General features: G+C 65.2%; 15 protein-coding genes. 11 read left to right on the forward strand and 4 right to left on the reverse strand.

What is annotated here, in order from left to right:
* Nucleotides 1-35 precede the first annotated feature (35 nt).
* The 3 genes from rimI to AC3FKH_RS20820 are packed head-to-tail and all read left to right on the forward strand — an operon-like array spanning nt 36 to nt 2,471.
* Nucleotides 36-521 (forward strand): ribosomal protein S18-alanine N-acetyltransferase, encoded by a 486-nt coding sequence (rimI, locus tag AC3FKH_RS20810; protein ID WP_488677741.1) that lies wholly within the window; start codon nt 36-38, stop codon nt 519-521.
* Nucleotides 518-1,369 carry a uracil-DNA glycosylase gene (locus tag AC3FKH_RS20815; RefSeq protein ID WP_488677699.1) on the forward strand — a complete coding sequence of 284 codons (852 nt, stop codon included), beginning with the start codon at nt 518-520 and terminating at the stop codon, nt 1,367-1,369. Before rimI ends, AC3FKH_RS20815 begins: the two co-directional genes overlap by 4 nt.
* A complete protein-coding gene (locus tag AC3FKH_RS20820; protein WP_488677700.1) occupies nt 1,350-2,471 on the forward strand; it encodes a DUF1853 family protein in 1,122 nt (373 codons plus the stop codon). Before AC3FKH_RS20815 ends, AC3FKH_RS20820 begins: the two co-directional genes overlap by 20 nt.
* Before the next feature lie 36 nt (nt 2,472-2,507).
* Here AC3FKH_RS20820 and lplT read toward each other — a convergent pair whose 3' ends face one another.
* On the reverse strand, nt 2,508-3,827 hold the full coding sequence (gene lplT / locus AC3FKH_RS20825) for a lysophospholipid transporter LplT (RefSeq protein WP_488677701.1): 1,320 nt from the start codon (nt 3,825-3,827) through the stop codon (nt 2,508-2,510).
* Between the two features lie 456 nt (nt 3,828-4,283).
* Between lplT and alr the strand changes: the two genes are divergently transcribed.
* From alr to AC3FKH_RS20845, 4 genes are all read left to right on the forward strand, one after another.
* On the forward strand, nt 4,284-5,405 hold the full coding sequence (gene alr, locus AC3FKH_RS20830) for an alanine racemase (protein ID WP_488677702.1): 1,122 nt from the start codon (nt 4,284-4,286) through the stop codon (nt 5,403-5,405).
* 89 nt (nt 5,406-5,494) lie between these two features.
* Nucleotides 5,495-6,859, forward strand: a complete 1,365-nt coding sequence (gene radA / locus AC3FKH_RS20835; RefSeq protein ID WP_483708307.1) for a DNA repair protein RadA — start codon at nt 5,495-5,497, stop codon at nt 6,857-6,859.
* 3 nt (nt 6,860-6,862) lie between these two features.
* The gene (locus AC3FKH_RS20840; RefSeq protein ID WP_488677703.1) at nt 6,863-7,435 is read left to right on the forward strand and encodes a GNAT family N-acetyltransferase; all 573 of its coding nucleotides are present in this window, start codon (nt 6,863-6,865) and stop codon (nt 7,433-7,435) included.
* A gap of 162 nt (nt 7,436-7,597) precedes the next feature.
* Entirely contained in the window at nt 7,598-8,083 is a 486-nt protein-coding gene (locus AC3FKH_RS20845) for a disulfide bond formation protein B (RefSeq protein WP_483708305.1), read from the forward strand.
* Nucleotides 8,084-8,166: 83 nt separating this feature from the next.
* Here AC3FKH_RS20845 and AC3FKH_RS20850 read toward each other — a convergent pair whose 3' ends face one another.
* From AC3FKH_RS20850 to AC3FKH_RS20860, 3 genes are all read right to left on the reverse strand, one after another.
* On the reverse strand, nt 8,167-8,823 hold the full coding sequence (locus AC3FKH_RS20850; protein WP_488677704.1) for an ankyrin repeat domain-containing protein: 657 nt from the start codon (nt 8,821-8,823) through the stop codon (nt 8,167-8,169).
* 99 nt (nt 8,824-8,922) lie between these two features.
* A complete protein-coding gene (locus tag AC3FKH_RS20855; RefSeq protein WP_488677705.1) occupies nt 8,923-10,152 on the reverse strand; it encodes an O-antigen ligase family protein in 1,230 nt (409 codons plus the stop codon).
* A gap of 475 nt (nt 10,153-10,627) precedes the next feature.
* The gene (locus tag AC3FKH_RS20860) at nt 10,628-12,559 is read right to left on the reverse strand and encodes an ATP-binding cassette domain-containing protein (RefSeq protein ID WP_488677707.1); all 1,932 of its coding nucleotides are present in this window, start codon (nt 12,557-12,559) and stop codon (nt 10,628-10,630) included.
* Nucleotides 12,560-12,808: 249 nt separating this feature from the next.
* Here AC3FKH_RS20860 and AC3FKH_RS20865 point away from each other — a divergent pair, with 249 nt between their 5' ends.
* The 4 genes from AC3FKH_RS20865 to gsiB are packed head-to-tail and all read left to right on the forward strand — an operon-like array spanning nt 12,809 to nt 18,306.
* Nucleotides 12,809-13,795: a MurR/RpiR family transcriptional regulator gene (locus AC3FKH_RS20865; RefSeq protein WP_488677742.1), complete on the forward strand. Its 987-nt coding sequence runs from the start codon at nt 12,809-12,811 to the stop codon at nt 13,793-13,795.
* A gap of 5 nt (nt 13,796-13,800) precedes the next feature.
* Nucleotides 13,801-14,775, forward strand: coding sequence for an isoaspartyl peptidase/L-asparaginase family protein (locus AC3FKH_RS20870; RefSeq protein ID WP_488677708.1), 975 nt, complete (start codon nt 13,801-13,803; stop codon nt 14,773-14,775).
* A 56-nt stretch (nt 14,776-14,831) separates the two neighbouring features.
* Entirely contained in the window at nt 14,832-16,721 is a 1,890-nt protein-coding gene (locus AC3FKH_RS20875) for a dipeptide ABC transporter ATP-binding protein (protein WP_488677710.1), read from the forward strand.
* 28 nt (nt 16,722-16,749) lie between these two features.
* A complete protein-coding gene (gsiB, locus tag AC3FKH_RS20880; RefSeq protein WP_488677711.1) occupies nt 16,750-18,306 on the forward strand; it encodes a glutathione ABC transporter substrate-binding protein GsiB in 1,557 nt (518 codons plus the stop codon).
* Nucleotides 18,307-18,341: the final 35 nt, after the last annotated feature.

The following is an 18,341-nucleotide window of genomic DNA, read 5'->3' on the forward strand; positions in this document are numbered from 1 at the left end:
CAGCCGTGTCGTCGGCGTGGCCCGATATTCCGGTCATGCCTGTGCTGGCCAACGGCTGGGCGCTTGCACGCATGTCCGCGCTGGACCTGCGGACGGTGGCGGAGATCGAATCCCGCGCCTACAGCCATCCCTGGACGCGCGGCAATTTCGAGAACTCCATCAAGGCGGGCCATATGGGCCTGACCCTGCGCGATCCGTCCGGCGCGCTCGTGGCGTATGCCGTGCTGATGCCCGTGGTCGACGAGATGCATCTGCTGAACATCACCGTGGATCCGCACCGGCAGCGGCAGGGGCTGGGTCGCCTGATGCTGGCGGTGACGCTGGCGACAACGCACACGCATCACCTGCATACGATGCTGCTGGAAGTGCGGCCTTCCAATACCGGAGCGCTGGCGCTTTACCTCGAAGCCGGCTTCGTCGAGATCGGCCGGCGCAAAGGCTACTATCCCGCGTCCGGCAACGTGCGCGAAGACGCGCTGGTGCTGCGCCGGACCTGGCCCGGCAACGAGGACGCAGCATGAGCCGCCGCGCAAAGTTCCTGGAGGTGCTTGGCATTCCCACGGAGTGGGTGCCGCGCAAGCCGGTGGGCGCGCCGCAGGAGGCCGCTGCGCAGCCTGACCGCTCAGCCGCCCTGCAAGTCGAACCCGAGGCGCAAGCCGAACCCCTGCAGGCGCCCGAGCCCGACGAAGGCCACTCGGCTGTGGTCATGGAGTCGGTGCCGAACTTTGAGGAGGCCGCTCTCGCTTTCGTTGCCGAGCCCGGGCGCACCGCTGCCGTTCCCGACCGCGAGCTTGACATCGCAGCCATGGCGTGGCCCGCGCTCGATGCCGCCGTGGCGGCGTGCACGGCTTGCGGCCTGTGCGAGACGCGCACCCGTACCGTGTTCGGCGTTGGCGATCGCCAGGCGGAATGGATGCTGATCGGCGAGGCGCCCGGCGAGAACGAAGACCTTCAGGGCGAGCCGTTCGTCGGCCAGGCAGGCAAGCTGCTGGACAATATGCTGGGATCGCTGGGCCTCGCGCGCGGTCGCAATGTGTTCATCGCCAACGTGCTCAAGTGCCGTCCGCCGGGCAACCGCAACCCGGAACCGGCCGAGGTCGCGCAGTGCGAGCCGTTCCTGAAGCGGCAGATTGCGCTGGTGCGGCCCAAGGTCATTGTCGTACTGGGCCGCTTTGCGGCGCAGTCGCTGCTGCGCACCACCACGCCGATCGGCAAGCTGCGCGGCACGGTCCACAGCTACGAGGGGATTCCCGTGGTGGTGACCTACCATCCCGCCTACCTGCTGCGCACGCTGACCGACAAGGCGCGCGCGTGGGAGGACCTGTGTCTGGCCCGAGAGGTACACGATCGTGCGGGAGCTCAGGCCTGACCTTTCCCTGAGCCACGGCGGCAACGGCGTGCATGCGCCGGCGCCGCCGCCGCCCCTGTGGCAACAGGCGCTGTCGCAACGCACGCGCGACCTGGCATGGTGCACCTTATCGCCTACCCTGCTCCAGAGCCTGCCAGCCGCCGGCGACAGCGGCGCCCGACTCGCGCGCTGGCCCGCTGGCACCCAGGCCGCCTGGGAACACTGGCTGGGCCAGGCCGACCCCGCTGGCTTGCCTGCCACCATTGCCGAACTCGCCAACGGCATTACCGATGCCTTGCCCGAAGAGCCCGGCCGCGCCCGCAGCCTGCGCCTGGGGCGCCATGCCGAACGCCTGCTGCAGTTCGCGTTGCGCCATGCGCAGGGGCTGGAATTGCTGGCGGCAAACGTACCGGTCAGGCGCGCCCATGGGCACGGCATCCAGACCATGGGCGAACTCGACTTCGTCTGGCGGGACCAGGGCAGCGGCGAGGTGGTGCATTGGGAAATGGCCGCCAAGTTCTACCTGATGGCCGATGCCGGTGACACGCAAGCGTTGGGGCTGCGCGGGTTTGTCGGGCCGAACCTCGTCGACAGGCTCGGCGACAAGCTCGACCATATCGTCCACCGGCAACTGCCACTGGCCAGCACCGCGGAGGCGCGGGGGTTGCTGGGCAGGGCGGTCGACCGCAGCGAGGTCTATCTGCTGGGGTGGCTGTTCTATCGCGATGGCCTGGTGCCTGAGGGGCTGGACCGCCTGGGCATTGCGGGCAACCACCTGCACGGCTGGTGGTCCACGCTCGACGACTGGTATGCGCGCGCCGGCCAGGCAGCCGGCACGCGCTGGTGCCGGTTGTCGCGCTCGGGCTGGTTGTCCGGCGCGCTGCTGGAAGAGGGCGAGACCGAAGCGGCGGACGCCCTGCGCGAGGCGCTGGCCGAGCGCTTTGCCGATCCGCACCCCGACCACGGCTGGCGGCGCGAGTCACCGATCATGCTGTGCGAGATGGAGCCGGCCGGTGCGCAGGCGCCGGGCTGCTGGCGCGAGCGCTCGCGCGGTTTCGTGGTGCCGGATGGATGGCCGCAGCGGGCCTGCGCCCGTGCGGCCATTGCCGCTACTGCCGGGTAGTCCCGGCGGGCGCCGCCTTGGGCGCCGGCGAGGCAATCAGTGGTGCTTGTCCTCGCCGATCATGGCGAGCGAGTTGAAGGTGCGTACGTTGTACTTGTGCACCCGCATGACCAGCGCCATGGTGATGCAGATGAACAGGCCCAGCGCGACGATCACCAGCCCGATTGGCGCGTTCACCTTGATCAGCAGCGCGTACAGGCAGAGCATCAGCAGCACGGAGACGTTCTCGTTGAAGTTCTGCACGGCGATGGAGTGGCCCGCCGAGAGCAGCACGTGGCCGCGGTGCTGCAGCAGCGCGTTCATCGGCACGACAAAGTAGCCCGACATGGCGCCGACTACCATCAGGAACACGTAGGCGATGGCCATGTACAGCGGCATATGCAGCCCCAGCACGTCCAACGTGATCTGCGGCATGGCGTCCTTGGTGTAGAACGCCATCAGCATCACGGTCGCGCCCATGGCCACGCCAAAGGGCAGCACCGACAGCGACTTGCGCAACGGAATGCGCGCTGCCGCCATGATGGCGCCGACGGCCACGCCCACGGCGACCACGGCCTGCAGCAGGGCGCCCTGCGACAGGTTCAGGCCCAGCGATTTTTCCGCCCACTTCAGCACGATGAACTGCAGGGTGGCGCCCACGCCCCAGAACAGCGTGGTCACGGCCAGCGAGATCTGGCCGAGCTTGTCGCGCCACAGCGCGACGAAGCAGTCGCCGAACTCCGCGATCAGCTTGATCGGGTTCTTTTCCTGTTGCGGGTAGCGTGCGCCGGTATCGGGAATGAACAGGTTGAAGATGGCGGCAATCACGTAGAACAGCATGATCACGACCATCGCCGCTTCGGCCGGCGTGTTGATGCCGGTGTCGATGTAGGGGATGTCAAAGCGCAGCAGGAGCTGCGAAATGTGCACCGAAATCAGCGCACCACCGACCACGGTGCCCAGGATGATCGAGCCCACGGTCAGTCCTTCGATCCAGCCGTTGGCCATCACCAGCTTTTCCGGGGGCAGCAGCTCGGTCAGGATGCCGTACTTGGCCGGCGAGTACGCGGCCGCGCCGAAGCCCACGATGCCGTAGGCGAGCAGGGGGTGCAGCCCGAACATCATGATGGCGCAGCCCGCTATCTTGATGGCATTGGTGATGAGCATCACCCGCCCCTTGGGCATGGAGTCGGCGAAGGCGCCGACGAATGCGGCCAGGATGACGTAGGAGAGAACGAAGAACAGCTTGAGCAGCGGAGTCATCCACTGCGGGGAATGCAACTCGGTGAGAAGGGCGATGGCGGCGATCAGCAGCGCGTTATCGGCCAGCGACGAAAAAAACTGCGCGGCCATGATGGTGTAAAAACCCTTCTTCATGCTTTCGACTTTGTCTCCAGCGCGTCCTTCGTGCGCTCTGGGAAGGGCTACGCCCACCGGCGTTGCCATGGTTGGTTGCAGGGGACCCTGGGCTGCGGCCGTGTCGAATTGTGTCGCATACGCCGCGCGTGAGCGCCGCGCCGCTTGCCTGACCGTCATTGACATATTGCTTCGCGTTTAGAACATGGCCTGAGCGTCCGGCTTTATATCACGAAAACACGACAATCCTGAATCCGCAAAGGCGCCAGTTTGACAGCGCAGACGCTCTGCGATTCCCCGGGTATTGCGGGTGGGCGCTCGCGAGTGTGTTCAAATAACGGATACGCATCGCTAGCCGAATACCGGGTCTTCCCTGATCTGGTGCATGCCCGCGCAGGACATGACGCCCGACTCACACTGCGCGTCTGGAAGGATGCTTCCAGCGGCAGCGATGCATGCCTTGCGAGATGTCACTTCATGCCAAGACCGATTCACGCCGTCATCCACCAACCCGCCATTGCCAACAACCTGGAAATCGCGCGCCGACACGCGCCAGGCTCCCGCGTCTGGGCCGTGGTCAAGGCCAACGCCTACGGCCATGGACTGCGCCGCGTCTTTGCCGGCCTGCGCGCGGCCGATGGTTTCGGCCTGCTGGACCTGAATGAGGCCGTGCAACTGCGCGACCTCGGCTGGCAGGGCCCGATCCTGCTGCTGGAGGGTTTTTTCCAGCCCCAGGATGTGCCGTTGCTGGAACAATACCGGCTTACCACCGCGATCCATTGCGAGGAGCAGCTCCGGATGCTGGAGAGCGCGCGGCCGAAGGGCCCGCTGGCGATCCAGCTCAAGCTCAACACCGGAATGAACCGCCTGGGCTTCCAGCCCGCGCAGTACCGCACCGCGTGGGAACGCGCCCGCGCCATGCCGTGCGTGGGCAGCATCGTCCATATGACCCATTTTTCGGATGCCGACAGCGCGCGCGGCATCGCCCACCAGGTCGCGGCCTTCGACGCTGCCACCGCGAACCTGCCGGGCGAGGCCAGCCTGTCGAACTCGGCCGCGGTGCTGTGGCACCCGGAGGCCCACCGTGCGTGGGTGCGGCCCGGAATCATCCTGTATGGGGCCTCGCCAACCGGCCGCGAGGCCGACATTGCCGGGGTTGGCCTGCAGCCGGCCATGTCGCTGCACAGCGAATTGATTGCCGTGCAGGACCTGCAACCCGGCGATACGGTCGGCTACGGCTCCATGTTCACCGCCGACCGGCCGATGCGCATCGGCGTGGTGGCCTGTGGCTACGCGGACGGGTACCCGCGCCACGCGGTTGGCTGGGGCGAGAACCGCGCGCCGGTGCTGGTCGATGGCGTGCGCACCGAACTGATCGGCCGCGTTTCCATGGACATGCTGTGCGTGGACCTCGGGCCATGCCCGAAAGCCAAAATCGGGAGCCCGGTCACGCTGTGGGGCCAGGGCCTGCCGATCGACGATGTCGCCGAGGCCAGCGGCACGGTCGGCTACGAGCTGATGTGCGCGCTGGCGCCGCGCGTGCCGGCCACCGTGGCGACCATCACCGCGTCGGACAGTGCCTCGCCCCTCCTGGCCTGATCCCGGCAAGGATTGACCTGTCCTGACGGCCGGCCGCCCAAAGGCGGCCGGCCGTAGCGTTTCCGGCACTCACCCTCAAGGATCTTCCGTTGGCCAAGACCAAGACCGTCTACACCTGTACCGAATGCGGCGGCACCGTGCCGCGCTGGGCCGGCCAGTGCCCGCACTGCAATCAATGGAACACGCTGGTCGAGACCGTGTCGGAGGGCAGCACGGCGGGCAAGCGCTTCCAGCCGCTGGCGGCATCTGCCACGGTACTCAAGCTTTCCGAGATCGACGCCGCGGACGTGCCGCGCTTTTCGAGCGGGATCGACGAGTTCGACCGCGTGCTCGGTGGCGGACTCGTCGCGGGCGGGGTGGTGCTGATCGGGGGGGATCCGGGCATTGGCAAGTCGACGCTGCTGCTGCAGGCGCTCGCCAACCTGGCGGCACAGCGGCGTGTGCTCTATGTGAGCGGCGAAGAGTCCGGCGCCCAGATCGCGCTGCGCGCGCAGCGCCTGGGGGTGGAGAGTCCGACGCTGGGCTTGCTCGCCGAGATCCAGCTCGAGAAGATCCAGGCCACGCTGGAGGCGGAAAAGCCCGATGTGGCCGTGATCGACTCGATCCAGACGCTTTATTCCGAAGCCCTGACCTCGGCGCCGGGCTCGGTCGCGCAGGTGCGCGAATGCGCGGCGCAACTGACCCGCATTGCCAAGAGCAGCGGCACCACCATCATCCTGGTCGGCCACGTGACCAAGGAGGGCAACCTCGCTGGTCCGCGGGTGCTCGAGCACATCGTCGATACGGTGTTGTATTTCGAGGGCGATACGCATTCCTCGCACCGGTTGATCCGCGCGTTCAAGAATCGTTTCGGCGCCGTCAACGAACTTGGCGTGTTCGCCATGACGGAGCGCGGCCTGCGCGGCATCAGCAACCCGTCGGCGCTGTTCCTGTCGCAGCATGAAGAGACCGTGCCGGGCTCCTGCGTGCTGGTGACGCAGGAGGGCACGCGCCCGCTGCTGGTGGAGGTGCAGGCGCTGGTCGATACCGCCAACGTGCCCAACCCGCGCCGCCTGGCCGTGGGCCTGGAGCAGAACCGGCTGGCGATGCTGCTGGCCGTGCTGCACCGGCACGCGGGCATTGCCTGCTTTGACCAGGACGTGTTCCTGAATGCGGTGGGCGGCGTGAAGATTACCGAGCCCGCGGCGGACCTCGCTGTACTGCTGTCGATCCACTCGTCGATGCGCAACAAGCCGCTTCCGCGTGGCTTGGTGGTATTCGGCGAAGTGGGCCTGGCCGGCGAAATCCGTCCGAGCCCGCGCGGGCAGGAGCGGCTGAAGGAGGCCGCGAAACTCGGCTTCACGCTGGCGGTGATTCCCAAGGCCAACGCGCCCAAGCAGAAGATCGACGGGCTTGACGTGATCGCCGTTGAACGCATCGAGCAGGCGATCGATCGCGTGCGCCATCTCGACTGACCGATGGCCGATCTGATCGAAATCGAAACCGCGCGCCTGTGCCTGCGCCAATGGCGCGACGCCGACTATGCGCCGTTTGCCGCGTTGAACGCCGATGCCGAGGTGATGCGCTACTTTCCCGCGACGCTGAGCCGCGCGGAGAGTGACGGTTTGGCGGCGCGCTGCCGCGAGAAGATCGACACGTTGGGCTGGGGCTTCTGGGCTTGCGAGCGCAAGGCGGACGGCGCCTTCATCGGCTTTGTCGGGCTCAGCGTCCCCGCGACGACCTTGCCATTTTCCCCCTGCGTGGAGATTGGCTGGCGCCTGGCGCGCGAGGCATGGGGGCAGGGCTTTGCCACCGAGGGCGCCCGTGCGGCACTGGCGGTGGGGTTTGAACAGATTGGCCAAAAGGAGATCGTTTCATTCACGGCGTTGGCCAACCAGCGCTCGCGCGCGGTCATGGATCGTCTGGGCATGCATGAGGACGCGATCCCGTTCGAACACCCTGCGCTGCCGGAGGGGCATCCGCTACGGCTCCATCGCCTTTACCGCCTGTCGCGTGACAAGTGGGAAGCCGGGGTGCATCGTTCCAGCTGAGCCCATGGGCATCCCTGCGGCAATCCGCCACATGGCACGAGCCGGCGATTCGCACGTCCGCCGAAGAGGACATTTCGCAAAATCGGTAATAATGCCGACCAACAGCCGGAGCGCCCCCGCGCCGGCAACCTGGCCACAGAGATCCCGATCCGTCCATCGTTTATGCAAGCCAATTCCCGCGCCTATTTCCTGCTGATTGCCATCATCTCGTTCGGGATGGTTGGCTTTGCGCTCTACCTGCAGTTCGAGAAGGGGTACCAGCCGTGCCCGCTGTGCATCATGCAGCGGTTCGCCTTTATCGGCATCGGCCTGTTCTCGCTGCTCGCGGCCATTGCGCAGAACACGCGTTCGCTGTGGCAGGGGCTGGGCATGCTGTCCGGCGTCGGCGGCATTGCGGTGGCCGTGTACCACGTGTCGCTGCTGCTGAACCCCAAGGCGAGCTGCGGGATCGACCCGCTCGAAAACTGGGTCAATGCCTTGCCGACCGCCAAGGTGCTGCCGCAGGTGTTTTATTCCGATGGCCTGTGCACTGCGCCGCTGCCGCCGGTGCTGGGCCTGTCGGTGCCGGCCTGGTCACTGATCTGGCTGTTCATCCTGACGCTGACGCTGGCGGTCGGGTTGATCCGGCGCGAGAAGAATTTCCGCTGAGCCGGGTACGCCGGCCATTCGGCGGCTGGCGTACCTGGGCACCGGCTTCTCGACGGCAATCGATGTTCGGTTCCTTGGGGCACTTAGTCAGCGAGTTGCGCGGGCTCGGCGGTCTTGCTGCATTCCTGGCGGGCCGTCGCCTGGAGGGCAAGCTTGTTGAGTGCCGAGATAACGGCTTCCACTTGCCGATCCTCCGGCTCACGAGGGCTCCGCTTCTGGCGGACGATTACTGACGCTTCGAAATAGTCGATCGTGGCTTGGACGGTGAGAATCGGAGCTACTGGCTCTTGTACCAACGCCAGGAGTCGATTCGCCACAGCGGTGCAAGCATCGCCGATTGTCCTGCGAGTCCCGCGTCGGGTTGGGGTTCGCCGACGGTCAATGTAATGCTTCACGAAGACTGCTCGAACGGCTTCCGAGTTGCGGGCGGCGTCATACTGGGCTGACGCGACTTTCATCATCGGCGACGCTCGTTCTCCATCGTATTCGTAAATCACATCCATTGGTGCGCCAAGGGACAACAGGCGATCGCAGACCTCATGATTTCCATATCGTACGGCCATCTGCAGGGGCGTATCTCTACCAGAGATGTCGCGTTCTGTACGGCAGGTGAGGGATGGGTTGTGCTCCAACATCTGAAAGCATCCTTGCGTGTTACCCCCTTTCAAGGATGCCTCAAAGGCATTCATTTCCGCGCTGTGCTTTCCAAAGATGAAATCGCTGAAAAAATCAACTAACATTATTATTATGATGTCATTCTGATCGATTTGCGGAATGGCGTTTTTTTGCCGTACTTGCCGCAATCAATGCGGTGATAAGGCCTGAGTGAGGTGTCGGTTTCAGGCCGAAATACCAGATTTTGTCAGTGCTCGCACGGGAGTACGTGCCGCGGTCCACAGAATTGCGAGGGTAAAGGCATATAACATGACGCCATTAACATGGGTCAGAAATGCTTGCGTCAAGCCAAAGATGAGATAGGAAAGGCTTAACATGATTCCCGCGACGGCATAAGGCTTGGCCTGGTCGTTGACCAGTTGGGCGCGGTTCGCAAACAGGCAGAGCGGAGCAAGGAAGAGTATAAGGACTGCGATCAGACCAAGGATGCCCCGTTTGACCCAGGCATCAAGATACTCGTTGTGCAGATGGCTGTGATCGCCGACGACTGCATCGACTTTGCCCTCGTGGATCAGGCGTTGAACATCGTTCATGTAGCCTTGCTTGCCCCAACCGAGCGCAGGCCGCTCCTTGATCAGCAAAATGCCTGTGCGCCACATCTCGAGGCGCGCTCCGACCGATGTGCGGGCATTATGTTCATCCGAATAGGCATTGGTTTCGGTGAGTGCCAGCTCGATGCGCTCCTTGACGGAATTGTGTGGCACTGCGTAAAGGATCGTGCCGACCAGCAGCACCGCAATGATTCCGGAAACAAGGTGCCGGGCCTTCCAGGCGTGCCGGTACTGGAAAAACAGGACTGCAAGGCAGAAAGGCAAGGCCAGCCAGCTACCGCGGCTGCCGGTGAAGATGGAGCCGAGAATGCCGAAAACCCCTCCTGTGGCCAAGCCTGCCACCCAGGCGATGGCGTGGCGTTGAGTGCGCGCCCAATCGAGCCCCGCCAGACAGAGAGTGCCCAGGAGAAGGCTGATGTTTCCGAATTGAATGGGGTTGGTGAAACCTTCAGCACGCTCTTGCAAGAGAATAAAGCTCTGCCATGCTGAGAACAGGCCCGATCCAATTGCACCCGTCGCCAGTCCACCCCAGATGGCTGCGGGGGATGGCGGGTATTCCAGCAGCACAAGCATTGCGGGGATTGCCAGCAAGAAGCGCAACGGCGCGTCGTATTCGCGTCCAGGCGAAACCTGGAAAACGTTCATGAGGCAGGTTAAGAAGAAATACACGGCCAGGACGGTGATTACGATGTAATCTTGCGTGGCCAGTTTCAACTGGCGCTGGACGCGCAACAAGACGAAGCTACCGAGCAGCAGTAATGCGGGTCCGAAAGAGAATCCGCTTGGTATGACCAACGCGATGGCAAAAAAGATAAAGGTGGCAAACGACGTGTAGGCGAGCATTGAACGATTACATGACCTTGTTGAAGCGCAGGGATCAACGTGGTTTTTGGACGAACCTGAGGCCGGCTCCGGAGATTGAGCCAGTGGGATAGGAGCACTCCAGCATGCGCGGCCCTTGAAAAGATTCAGCAAGGGCACGATTGTACACTTGCAGTTGTCGGCAGGCAGGCCGCTAAACTTAACCCTACTCGTGTGGGGATGCGGGGCTGCAATTCGCCGCGTACGCAAAGTCACGATGACGCGTTAGCCCAGCGGCAAGAAGCCTGCTGAGCACGCTGCAAATTCGAGCACTGAGAGGTGTTATGCCGACTGCATTATGCAGTGCAGGTCATGACGTCGATAATTCGGACGGCTTCGCATGCCGGACTCCCTCCCGGACGGCCCACGGGCGGCGGCGCTTGGTGGTATGGAGAAGCCCGGCGCGTATCCCGTACTGAAAAAGGGGCTGGTGTTGAGAGGCAACGAACCCGAACCCCTACACAATCTGCTCGATCTGCTCCTGCAGTTCCAGCCACTTCTCTTCCAGCGTCTCCAGTTCGCCGTTGACTTCGCCCTGGCGCTTGAGCGTTTCCATCAGCTTCGACTTGTTGGCGTCGGCATAGCTCGTCTCGTCGGCCATGAACTGGTCGATCTCCGCCTTGGCGGTCTGCAGCACCGCCATGCGCTTCTCCACCTTTTCCAGTTCCTTGGTGAGAGGCTTGCGCAGTTGCGCGAGGCGCTGGCGTTCGTCGGCCTCGGCGCGGCGCTGGTCCTTGCGATTGATCCCCGCTGACGCACCGCCCGATTCCGCCTGGTGAGCGGCCACGGCGGCATTGCGTTTGGCGGCGGCTTGCTGGAGCAGCCAGTCGCGGTAGTCGTCCAAATCGCCGTCGAACGGCTTGATGGTGCCGTCGGCGACCAGCATGAACTGGTCGGCGGTGGCGCGCAGCAGGTGCCGGTCGTGCGAGACCAGGATCAGCGTGCCTTCGAACTGCGCCAGCGCCATGGTCAGCGCTTCACGCGTGTCCAGGTCCAGGTGGTTGGTCGGCTCGTCGAGCAGCAGCAGGTTGGGCTTCTGCCAGACGATCAGCGAGAGCGCCAGCCGGGCCTTCTCGCCGCCCGAGAACGGCTCGATCGGCGCGGTCGCCATGTCGCCACGGAAGTTGAAGCTGCCGAGGAAGTCGCGCAGTTCCTGCTCGCGCGTGTCCGGCGCCAGCCGGGCCAGGTGCTGCAGCGGCGAGTCGTGATCGCGCAGGGTTTCCAGTTGATGCTGGGCGAAGTAGCCGATCTGCAGCCCTTTGCCAAGGCGCAGATTGCCAGTGAGCGGATCCTGCGTGCCCGCCAGGGTCTTGACCAGCGTCGACTTGCCCTGGCCGTTGGCGCCGAGCAGGCCGATGCGCTGGCCGTTCTGGATCGACAGCGCCAGCTTGTGCAGGATGGTCACCGGCGGATCGGCCTCGGCATAGCCGCAGTCGACGCCATCCAGCACCATCATCGGATTCGGGGCCGCATCGGGTTCGCGGAACTCGAACGCGAAGCCGGCCGCGACGTGGACCGGCGCCAGCCGCTCCATCTTTTCAAGCGCCTTCACGCGGCTTTGCGCCTGGCGCGCCTTGGTGGCCTTGGCCTTGAAGCGCGTGATGAACGATTCGAGGTGCGCGATTTCCTTCTGCTGGCGCACATAGGCCGATTGCTGCTGCGCCATCTGCTGCAGGCGCAGGGTCTCGAACAGCGTGTAGTTGCCGCCGTAGCGGCGCAGCTGCTGGTTCTCGATATGGACCGTGACGTTGCAGATCGCGTCCAGGAATTCGCGGTCGTGCGAAATCATGACCAGAGTGCCCGGGTAGCGCGCCAGCCAGTCTTCGAGCCAGACGATGGCGTCCAGATCCAGGTGGTTGGTTGGTTCGTCGAGCAGCAGCAGGTCGGACGGGCACATCAGCGCCTGCGCCAGGTTCAGGCGCATGCGCCAGCCGCCCGAGAACGATGACACCGGCTGCGACACCTGCGCCAGCGTGAAGCCCAGGCCCAGCAGCAGCGCTTCGGCGCGGGCCGGCGCGGTGTAGCCGTCGGCATCGGCAAAGCCGGCATGGGCCTCGGCCTCCGCGCTGCCATCGCCGACCGCTTGCGCTTCGGCGATGGCAGCTTCGATCTCGCGCAGGCGCGTGTCGCCGTCGATCACATAGTCCACCGCGCTGCGGGCCACCGCCGGCGTTTCTTGCGCCACGTGGGCAATGCGCCACTGCGCCGGGACGGACAGGTCGCCGCCATCCGGATGCAGCTCGCCGCGCAGCATCGCGAACAAGGTGGACTTGCCGCTGCCATTGGCGCCGACAAGGCCCACACGCTCGCCCGGATTGAGCGTCACGCTGGTGTGGTCGAACAGCACCTTGGTGCCGCGCTGGAGGACAAGCTGGTCGATTCGGATCACGAGGAAGGCAGGAACGTCGGGGACAAACGGCGGAAAGTGGCGCGAAAGCGCAAGGCAGCCCGGCATAGGCGCTGGCCGGCATTGTAGCGTTTCCCGCTGGCACCGCCTGTGCGGATAGCGGCGAAGCCTAGGGATTACCCTCGAACAATGAAATCTCTATTTTCTTGTTTTGCATCTGCGTGTAAATTAATTTTCATCATGGACTTGTGACTGATGCCTGATTTTCCACATCCGCCTATGCCCGACACCATGCCGGACGGCACCTCGATCTCCGAACGTATTGCACGCAGCCTGCCTGCGCTGACGCCCGCACACCAGCGCATGGCCGAGTACGTGCTCGCCAATCCGTTCCGCGCGGCGACCATGCGCATCGACGAGTTCGCGGCCGCGGTACAGGTGTCGGTGGCCACGGCCAACCGCTTTGCGCGTGCGCTGGGGTTTGACGGCTATCCGCAGTTCCGTGGCGAACTGGTGCGCGGCTTCGAGGCGACGCTGGCGCCCGTGGAGCGCCTGCGTTCGGAACTGGAGCGGCCGGCTACGGCCGCGGAAGCCTTCGCCGCATCGCTGGACAATGCCGCCGCAAACCTCGAGGCCACGCGCCGCGCGCTGGACGCGGATGCGTGCGAGCGGGCGGTATCCGCCATTCTTGCCGCGGAGCGCGTCTATATCGCCGGCTTCGGTGCCAGCGGCTTTCTGTCGGGCTTGCTGCAGCACGGGCTGGAAATGCACTGCCGCATGGTGACTTCGGTGGCCGCTGCCGGCGGCGCATCGCACGCGGCGCGCCAGTTGTTCAAGCTCAGCCCGGCCGATCTGGTGATCGCCATTGCCTTTCCGCGCTATGTGTCCGACACCGTGGTGCTGGCCCAGCGCGCCAAGGCACGCGGTGCGCGCGTGCTGGCATTGACCGACGGCCCGACCTCGCCGCTGGCGCCGATCGCCGATATCGCGCTTTACGCGCAGGCCGCCAACCGGCTGTCCGCCAACTCCGACGCCAATGTGCTGGCGCTGATCGAAGCGCTGTGCGGCGCCGTGGCGCACCGGGCCGAGCGCCCGGTCAAGGCCGCCGCCGAAATGACCGAATTCCTCCTGCCCTGGCTGTACGGCGCCCATGCCGGCAATGCCGGCAATACCGGTAGTGCGGCCAGCACGCCGGCAGCGCAGCCCCTGTCGCAAGCCGGCGACGAAGGCAAGCCCGGTGCCGTGCGCCGCAACTCTTCCAAGCATCTCAAAGCGTAGCCTCCATGAACCAAGCAGTCATTGCCATCCACGGCGGCGCCGGCACCATCACGCGCAACGCCATGGACCCCGCCCGCGAACGCGAATACACCGAGGCACTCGAACAGGTGCTGCTGGCCGGCCGGCGCGTGCTGGCCAGCGGCGGCACGGCCGTCGATGCGGTGACCGAAGCCGTGCGGCTGCTGGAAGAGTGCCCGCTGTTCAACGCCGGCAAGGGCGCGGTGCTCACGCATGCCGGCACCTACGAACTCGACGCCGCCATCATGGATGGCGCTACGCTCGATGCCGGCGGGGTCGCGTGCGTGACGCGGCTGCGCAACCCGGTGCTGGCCGCGCGCGCGGTGATGGACCACAGCGAGCATGTGCTGTTCGCGGGAGAGGGCGCCGAAGCCTTCGCGCAGGCGCACGGGCTCGAACTGGTATCGCGCGACTACTACTACACGCAAGCCCGCTACGAGCAATGGGAGCGCGCCCGCGCGGTGCAGGGCATGGCGCTGCTCGATCACGATGCGGCCACGCTGGCCGCCCGCTCGCTTGCCGGGAAATCTGATCCGATCGATCCCGACAGCAAGTTCGGCACGGTGGGTGCCGTGGCCTGCGACAGCTTTGGCAACCTGGCCGCGGCGACATCGACGGGCGGTGTCACCAACAAGCAGGTGGGCCGCGTGGGCGATACGCCGCTGGTGGGCGCCGGCTGCTATGCCGATGACGTGGCTGCCATTTCCGCCACGGGCACTGGCGAAATGTTCATCCGCACCGTGGCCGCGCACGATGTCTCGGCGCAAATGCGCTATGCCGGCCTGTCGCTGGAAGAATCCGCGCGCCGCGTGGTCATGGAGAAGCTGCCCGCCATTGGCGGCCGCGGCGGACTGATCGCGGTGGATCGCGCCGGCAACGTCACGCTGCCGTTCAACACCGAAGGCATGTACCGCGGTTTTGCCCGCGCGAGCGGCCCGGTGACCGTGTCGATCTACGGCTGACGCCTGACGCTCGCCGTTCCCTTTCAGCAATTCCCGCAGCAATCCAAGGGGTGCCAGTGGCTGAACTCTCTTCCCAAGCAAACATTGTGCTGCCGCCGCAGCGCGTGGTGTCGGTGGACGGCCTGACCGTCCGCTTTGCCACCTCGGAGCGTACGGTCGAAGCCGTGCGCAACCTGTCCTTCCACGTGGACCGTGGCGAGACGCTGGCCGTGGTCGGGGAATCCGGTTCCGGCAAGTCGGTGACCTCGCTGGCGCTGATGCGGCTGGTCGAACATGGCGGCGGCAAGGTCGTGTCGGGCAGCATGGCGCTGCGCCGGCGCAGTGGCGAGATCATCGACCTGGCGCGCGCTGGCAATGCCACGCTGCGCAGCGTGCGCGGCGCGGACGTGGCGATGATCTTCCAGGAGCCGATGACTTCGCTGAACCCGGTGTTCCCGGTGGGCGAGCAGATCGCGGAATCGATCCGCCTGCACCAGGGCAAGAGCCGTTCCGCCGCGCGCGCCGAGGCACTGCGCATGCTGGAGCTTGTGCGCATTCCGGAAGCGAAGCGCGTGCTGGACCGCTTCCCGCACCAGTTGTCCGGCGGCATGCGACAGCGCGTGATGATCGCCATGGCACTGTCGTGCAAGCCCGCACTGCTGATTGCCGATGAGCCGACCACCGCGCTGGACGTGACCATCCAGGCCGAGATCCTGCAACTGATCCGCGGCCTGCAGGCGGAAATGCACATGGGCGTGGTGTTCATCACGCACGACATGGGCGTGGTGGCCGAAGTGGCCGACCGCGTGCTGGTGATGTACCGCGGCGAAAAAGTGGAAGAGGGCGGTTCGGACGAAGTGTTCCGCGCTCCGGCCCATCCCTACACGCGCGCGCTGCTGTCGGCTGTGCCGCGACTGGGCGCGATGCAAGGCACCGACCTGCCGGCCAAGTTCCAGTTGCTGCAGGTTGGCGATGCCGTTCCTGAGGCAGCTGCGCCGCAGGACACCGTGTCTCCCGAAGCCACGCCGATCCTGCGCGTGCGCGACCTGGTGACGCGCTTCGACGTGCCGGGCGGCCTGTTCGGCCGTGTTGCGCGGCGCGTCCATGCAGTCGAGAAGGTCAGCTTCGACCTCTACCCGGGCGAGACGCTGGCGCTGGTCGGCCAATCGGGCTGCGGCAAATCGACCACCGGTCGTTCGCTGCTGCGGCTGGTGGAAAGCCAGAGCGGCACCGTCGAGTTCGGCGGGCAAGATATCAGCCGCATGGAGGGCGCCGCCTTGCAGCACCTGCGGCGCAATATCCAGTTCATCTTCCAGGATCCGTTTGCCTCGCTCGATCCGCGCGTGCCGGTCGGCTATTCGATCATGGAGCCGCTGCTGGTGCACAAGGTCGCAAGCGGCAAGGAAGCCGAGCAACGCGTCGCCTGGCTGCTGGAGAAGGTTGGGCTCGATGCTTCGCACGCGGCGCGCTATCCGCACGAGTTCTCGGGCGGCCAGCGCCAGCGCATCTGCATTGCGCGCGCGCTTGCGCTCAACCCGAAGGTGGTGGTGGCGGACGAGTCGGTGTCCGCGCTGGACGTGTCGATCCAGGCCCAGATCGTCAACCTGATGCTGGATCTGCAACGCGAACTCGGCATCGCCTTCCTGTTCATCTCGCACGATATGGCGGTGGTGGAGCGCGTCAGCCATCGCGTGGCGGTGATGTACCTGGGTCAGATCGTAGAGATCGGCCCGCGCCGCGCGATCTTCGAGAACCCGCAGCACCCGTACACGAAGAAGCTGATGGCGGCCGTGCCGATTGCCGATCCGTCGCGCCGGCATCTGCGGCGCGAACCGCTGTCCGATGAAATCCCGAGCCCGATCCGTGCGGTCGGCGACGAACCGGTGGTGCAGCCGCTGGTGCCGGTCGTCGGCAGCGCAGGAACCGGCCACTTTGTTGCCCGGCACGCCGTTGGCGGTGCCTACTGAAACGCAAGTCAATCCAAGGAGAATCGAGATGTCTGCACGGATGGTTTCGCCCAGGCTGGTAGCCGGGCTGCTGATGGCCGGCGCGATGGGCGCGCTGGCCCCGGTGTCCGCCTTTGCCGCCAAGGATGCGGTGATGGCGGTCGCATCCACGTTCACCACGCTGGATCCGTACGATTCCAACGACACGCTGTCGCAGGCCGTGTCCAAGAGCTTCTACCAGGGCCTGTTCGGCCTGGACAAGGACATGAAGCTGGTCAACGTGCTGGCCGAAAGCTATGACGTCAGCAAGGACGGCCTGACCTATACCATCAAGCTCAAGAAGGGCGTCAAGTTCCACGACGGCACGACCTTTGACGCTGCCGCAGTGAAGGCCAACCTCGACCGCGTGACCAACCCGGCCAACAAGCTCAAGCGCTATACGCTGTTCAACCGCGTCGCCAAGACTGATGTCGTGGACAGCAGCACGGTGAAGGTCACGCTGAAGGAGCCGTTCTCGCCGTTCATCAATGTGCTGGCACACCCGTCGTCCGTGATGATCTCGCCCGCGGCGCTGCAGAAGTACGGCAAGGAAATTGCCTTCCATCCGGTCGGCACCGGCCCGTTCGAGTTTGTCGAATGGAAGCAGCCCGATCACCTGAAGGGCAAGAAGTTTACCGGCTACTGGAAGACCGGTTATCCGAAGATCGACACCATTAACTGGAGGCCGGTGGTCGACAACAACACGCGCGCCGCCATCATGCAGACCGGCGAGGCGGACTTCGCCTTCAGCATTCCGTTCGAGCAGGCCGCGGTGCTGAAGAACAGCCCCAAGGTGGACCTGGTCGCGGCGCCGTCGATCATCCAGCGTTACCTGAGCCTGAACACCACGGTCAAGCCGTTCAACGACCCGAAGGTGCGCCAGGCGATCAACTACGCGATCAACAAGGACGCGCTGGCCAAGGTGGCCTTTGCCGGCTACGCCGTGCCTGCCGATGGCGTGGTGCCGGCGGGCGTGGACTACGCCGAGAAGCTGGGTCCGTGGCCGTATGACCCGGCCAAGGCGCGCGCACTGCTCAAGGAAGCCGGTTATCCGAACGGCTTCGAGACCACGCTGTGGTCGGCCTACAACCACACCACCGCGCAGAAGGTGATCCAGTTCGTGCAGCAGCAGCTGCAGCAGGTCGGCATCAAGGCCAGCGTGCAGGCGCTGGAAGCCGGGCAGCGCGTGGAGAAGGTCGAAAGCGTGCAGAAGCCGGAAGACGCCGGCGTGCGCATGTACTACGTGGGCTGGTCGTCGTCGACCGGTGAGTCCGACTGGGCACTGCGTCCGCTGCTGGCCTCGGAGTCGATGCCGCCGAAGCTGCTGAACACCGCGTACTACAAGAACGACCAGGTCGACGCCGACATCGCCGGCGCGCTGCGCACGACTGATCGCACCGAAAAGGCCAAGCTGTACAAGGACGCGCAGGAACGCATCTGGAAGGACGCGCCGTGGGCGTTCCTGGTGACCGAGAAGGTGCTGTTCGCCCGCAGCAAGCGGCTGACCGGCGCCTATGTGATGCCGGACGGCTCGTTCAATTTCGACGAGATCGATATCAAGCAGTAAGCAGTAAGCCGAGTGTGGCCGCCTGCCCGCGTCGC

The organism is Cupriavidus sp. 21MJTG02-4, assembly GCF_057798975.1.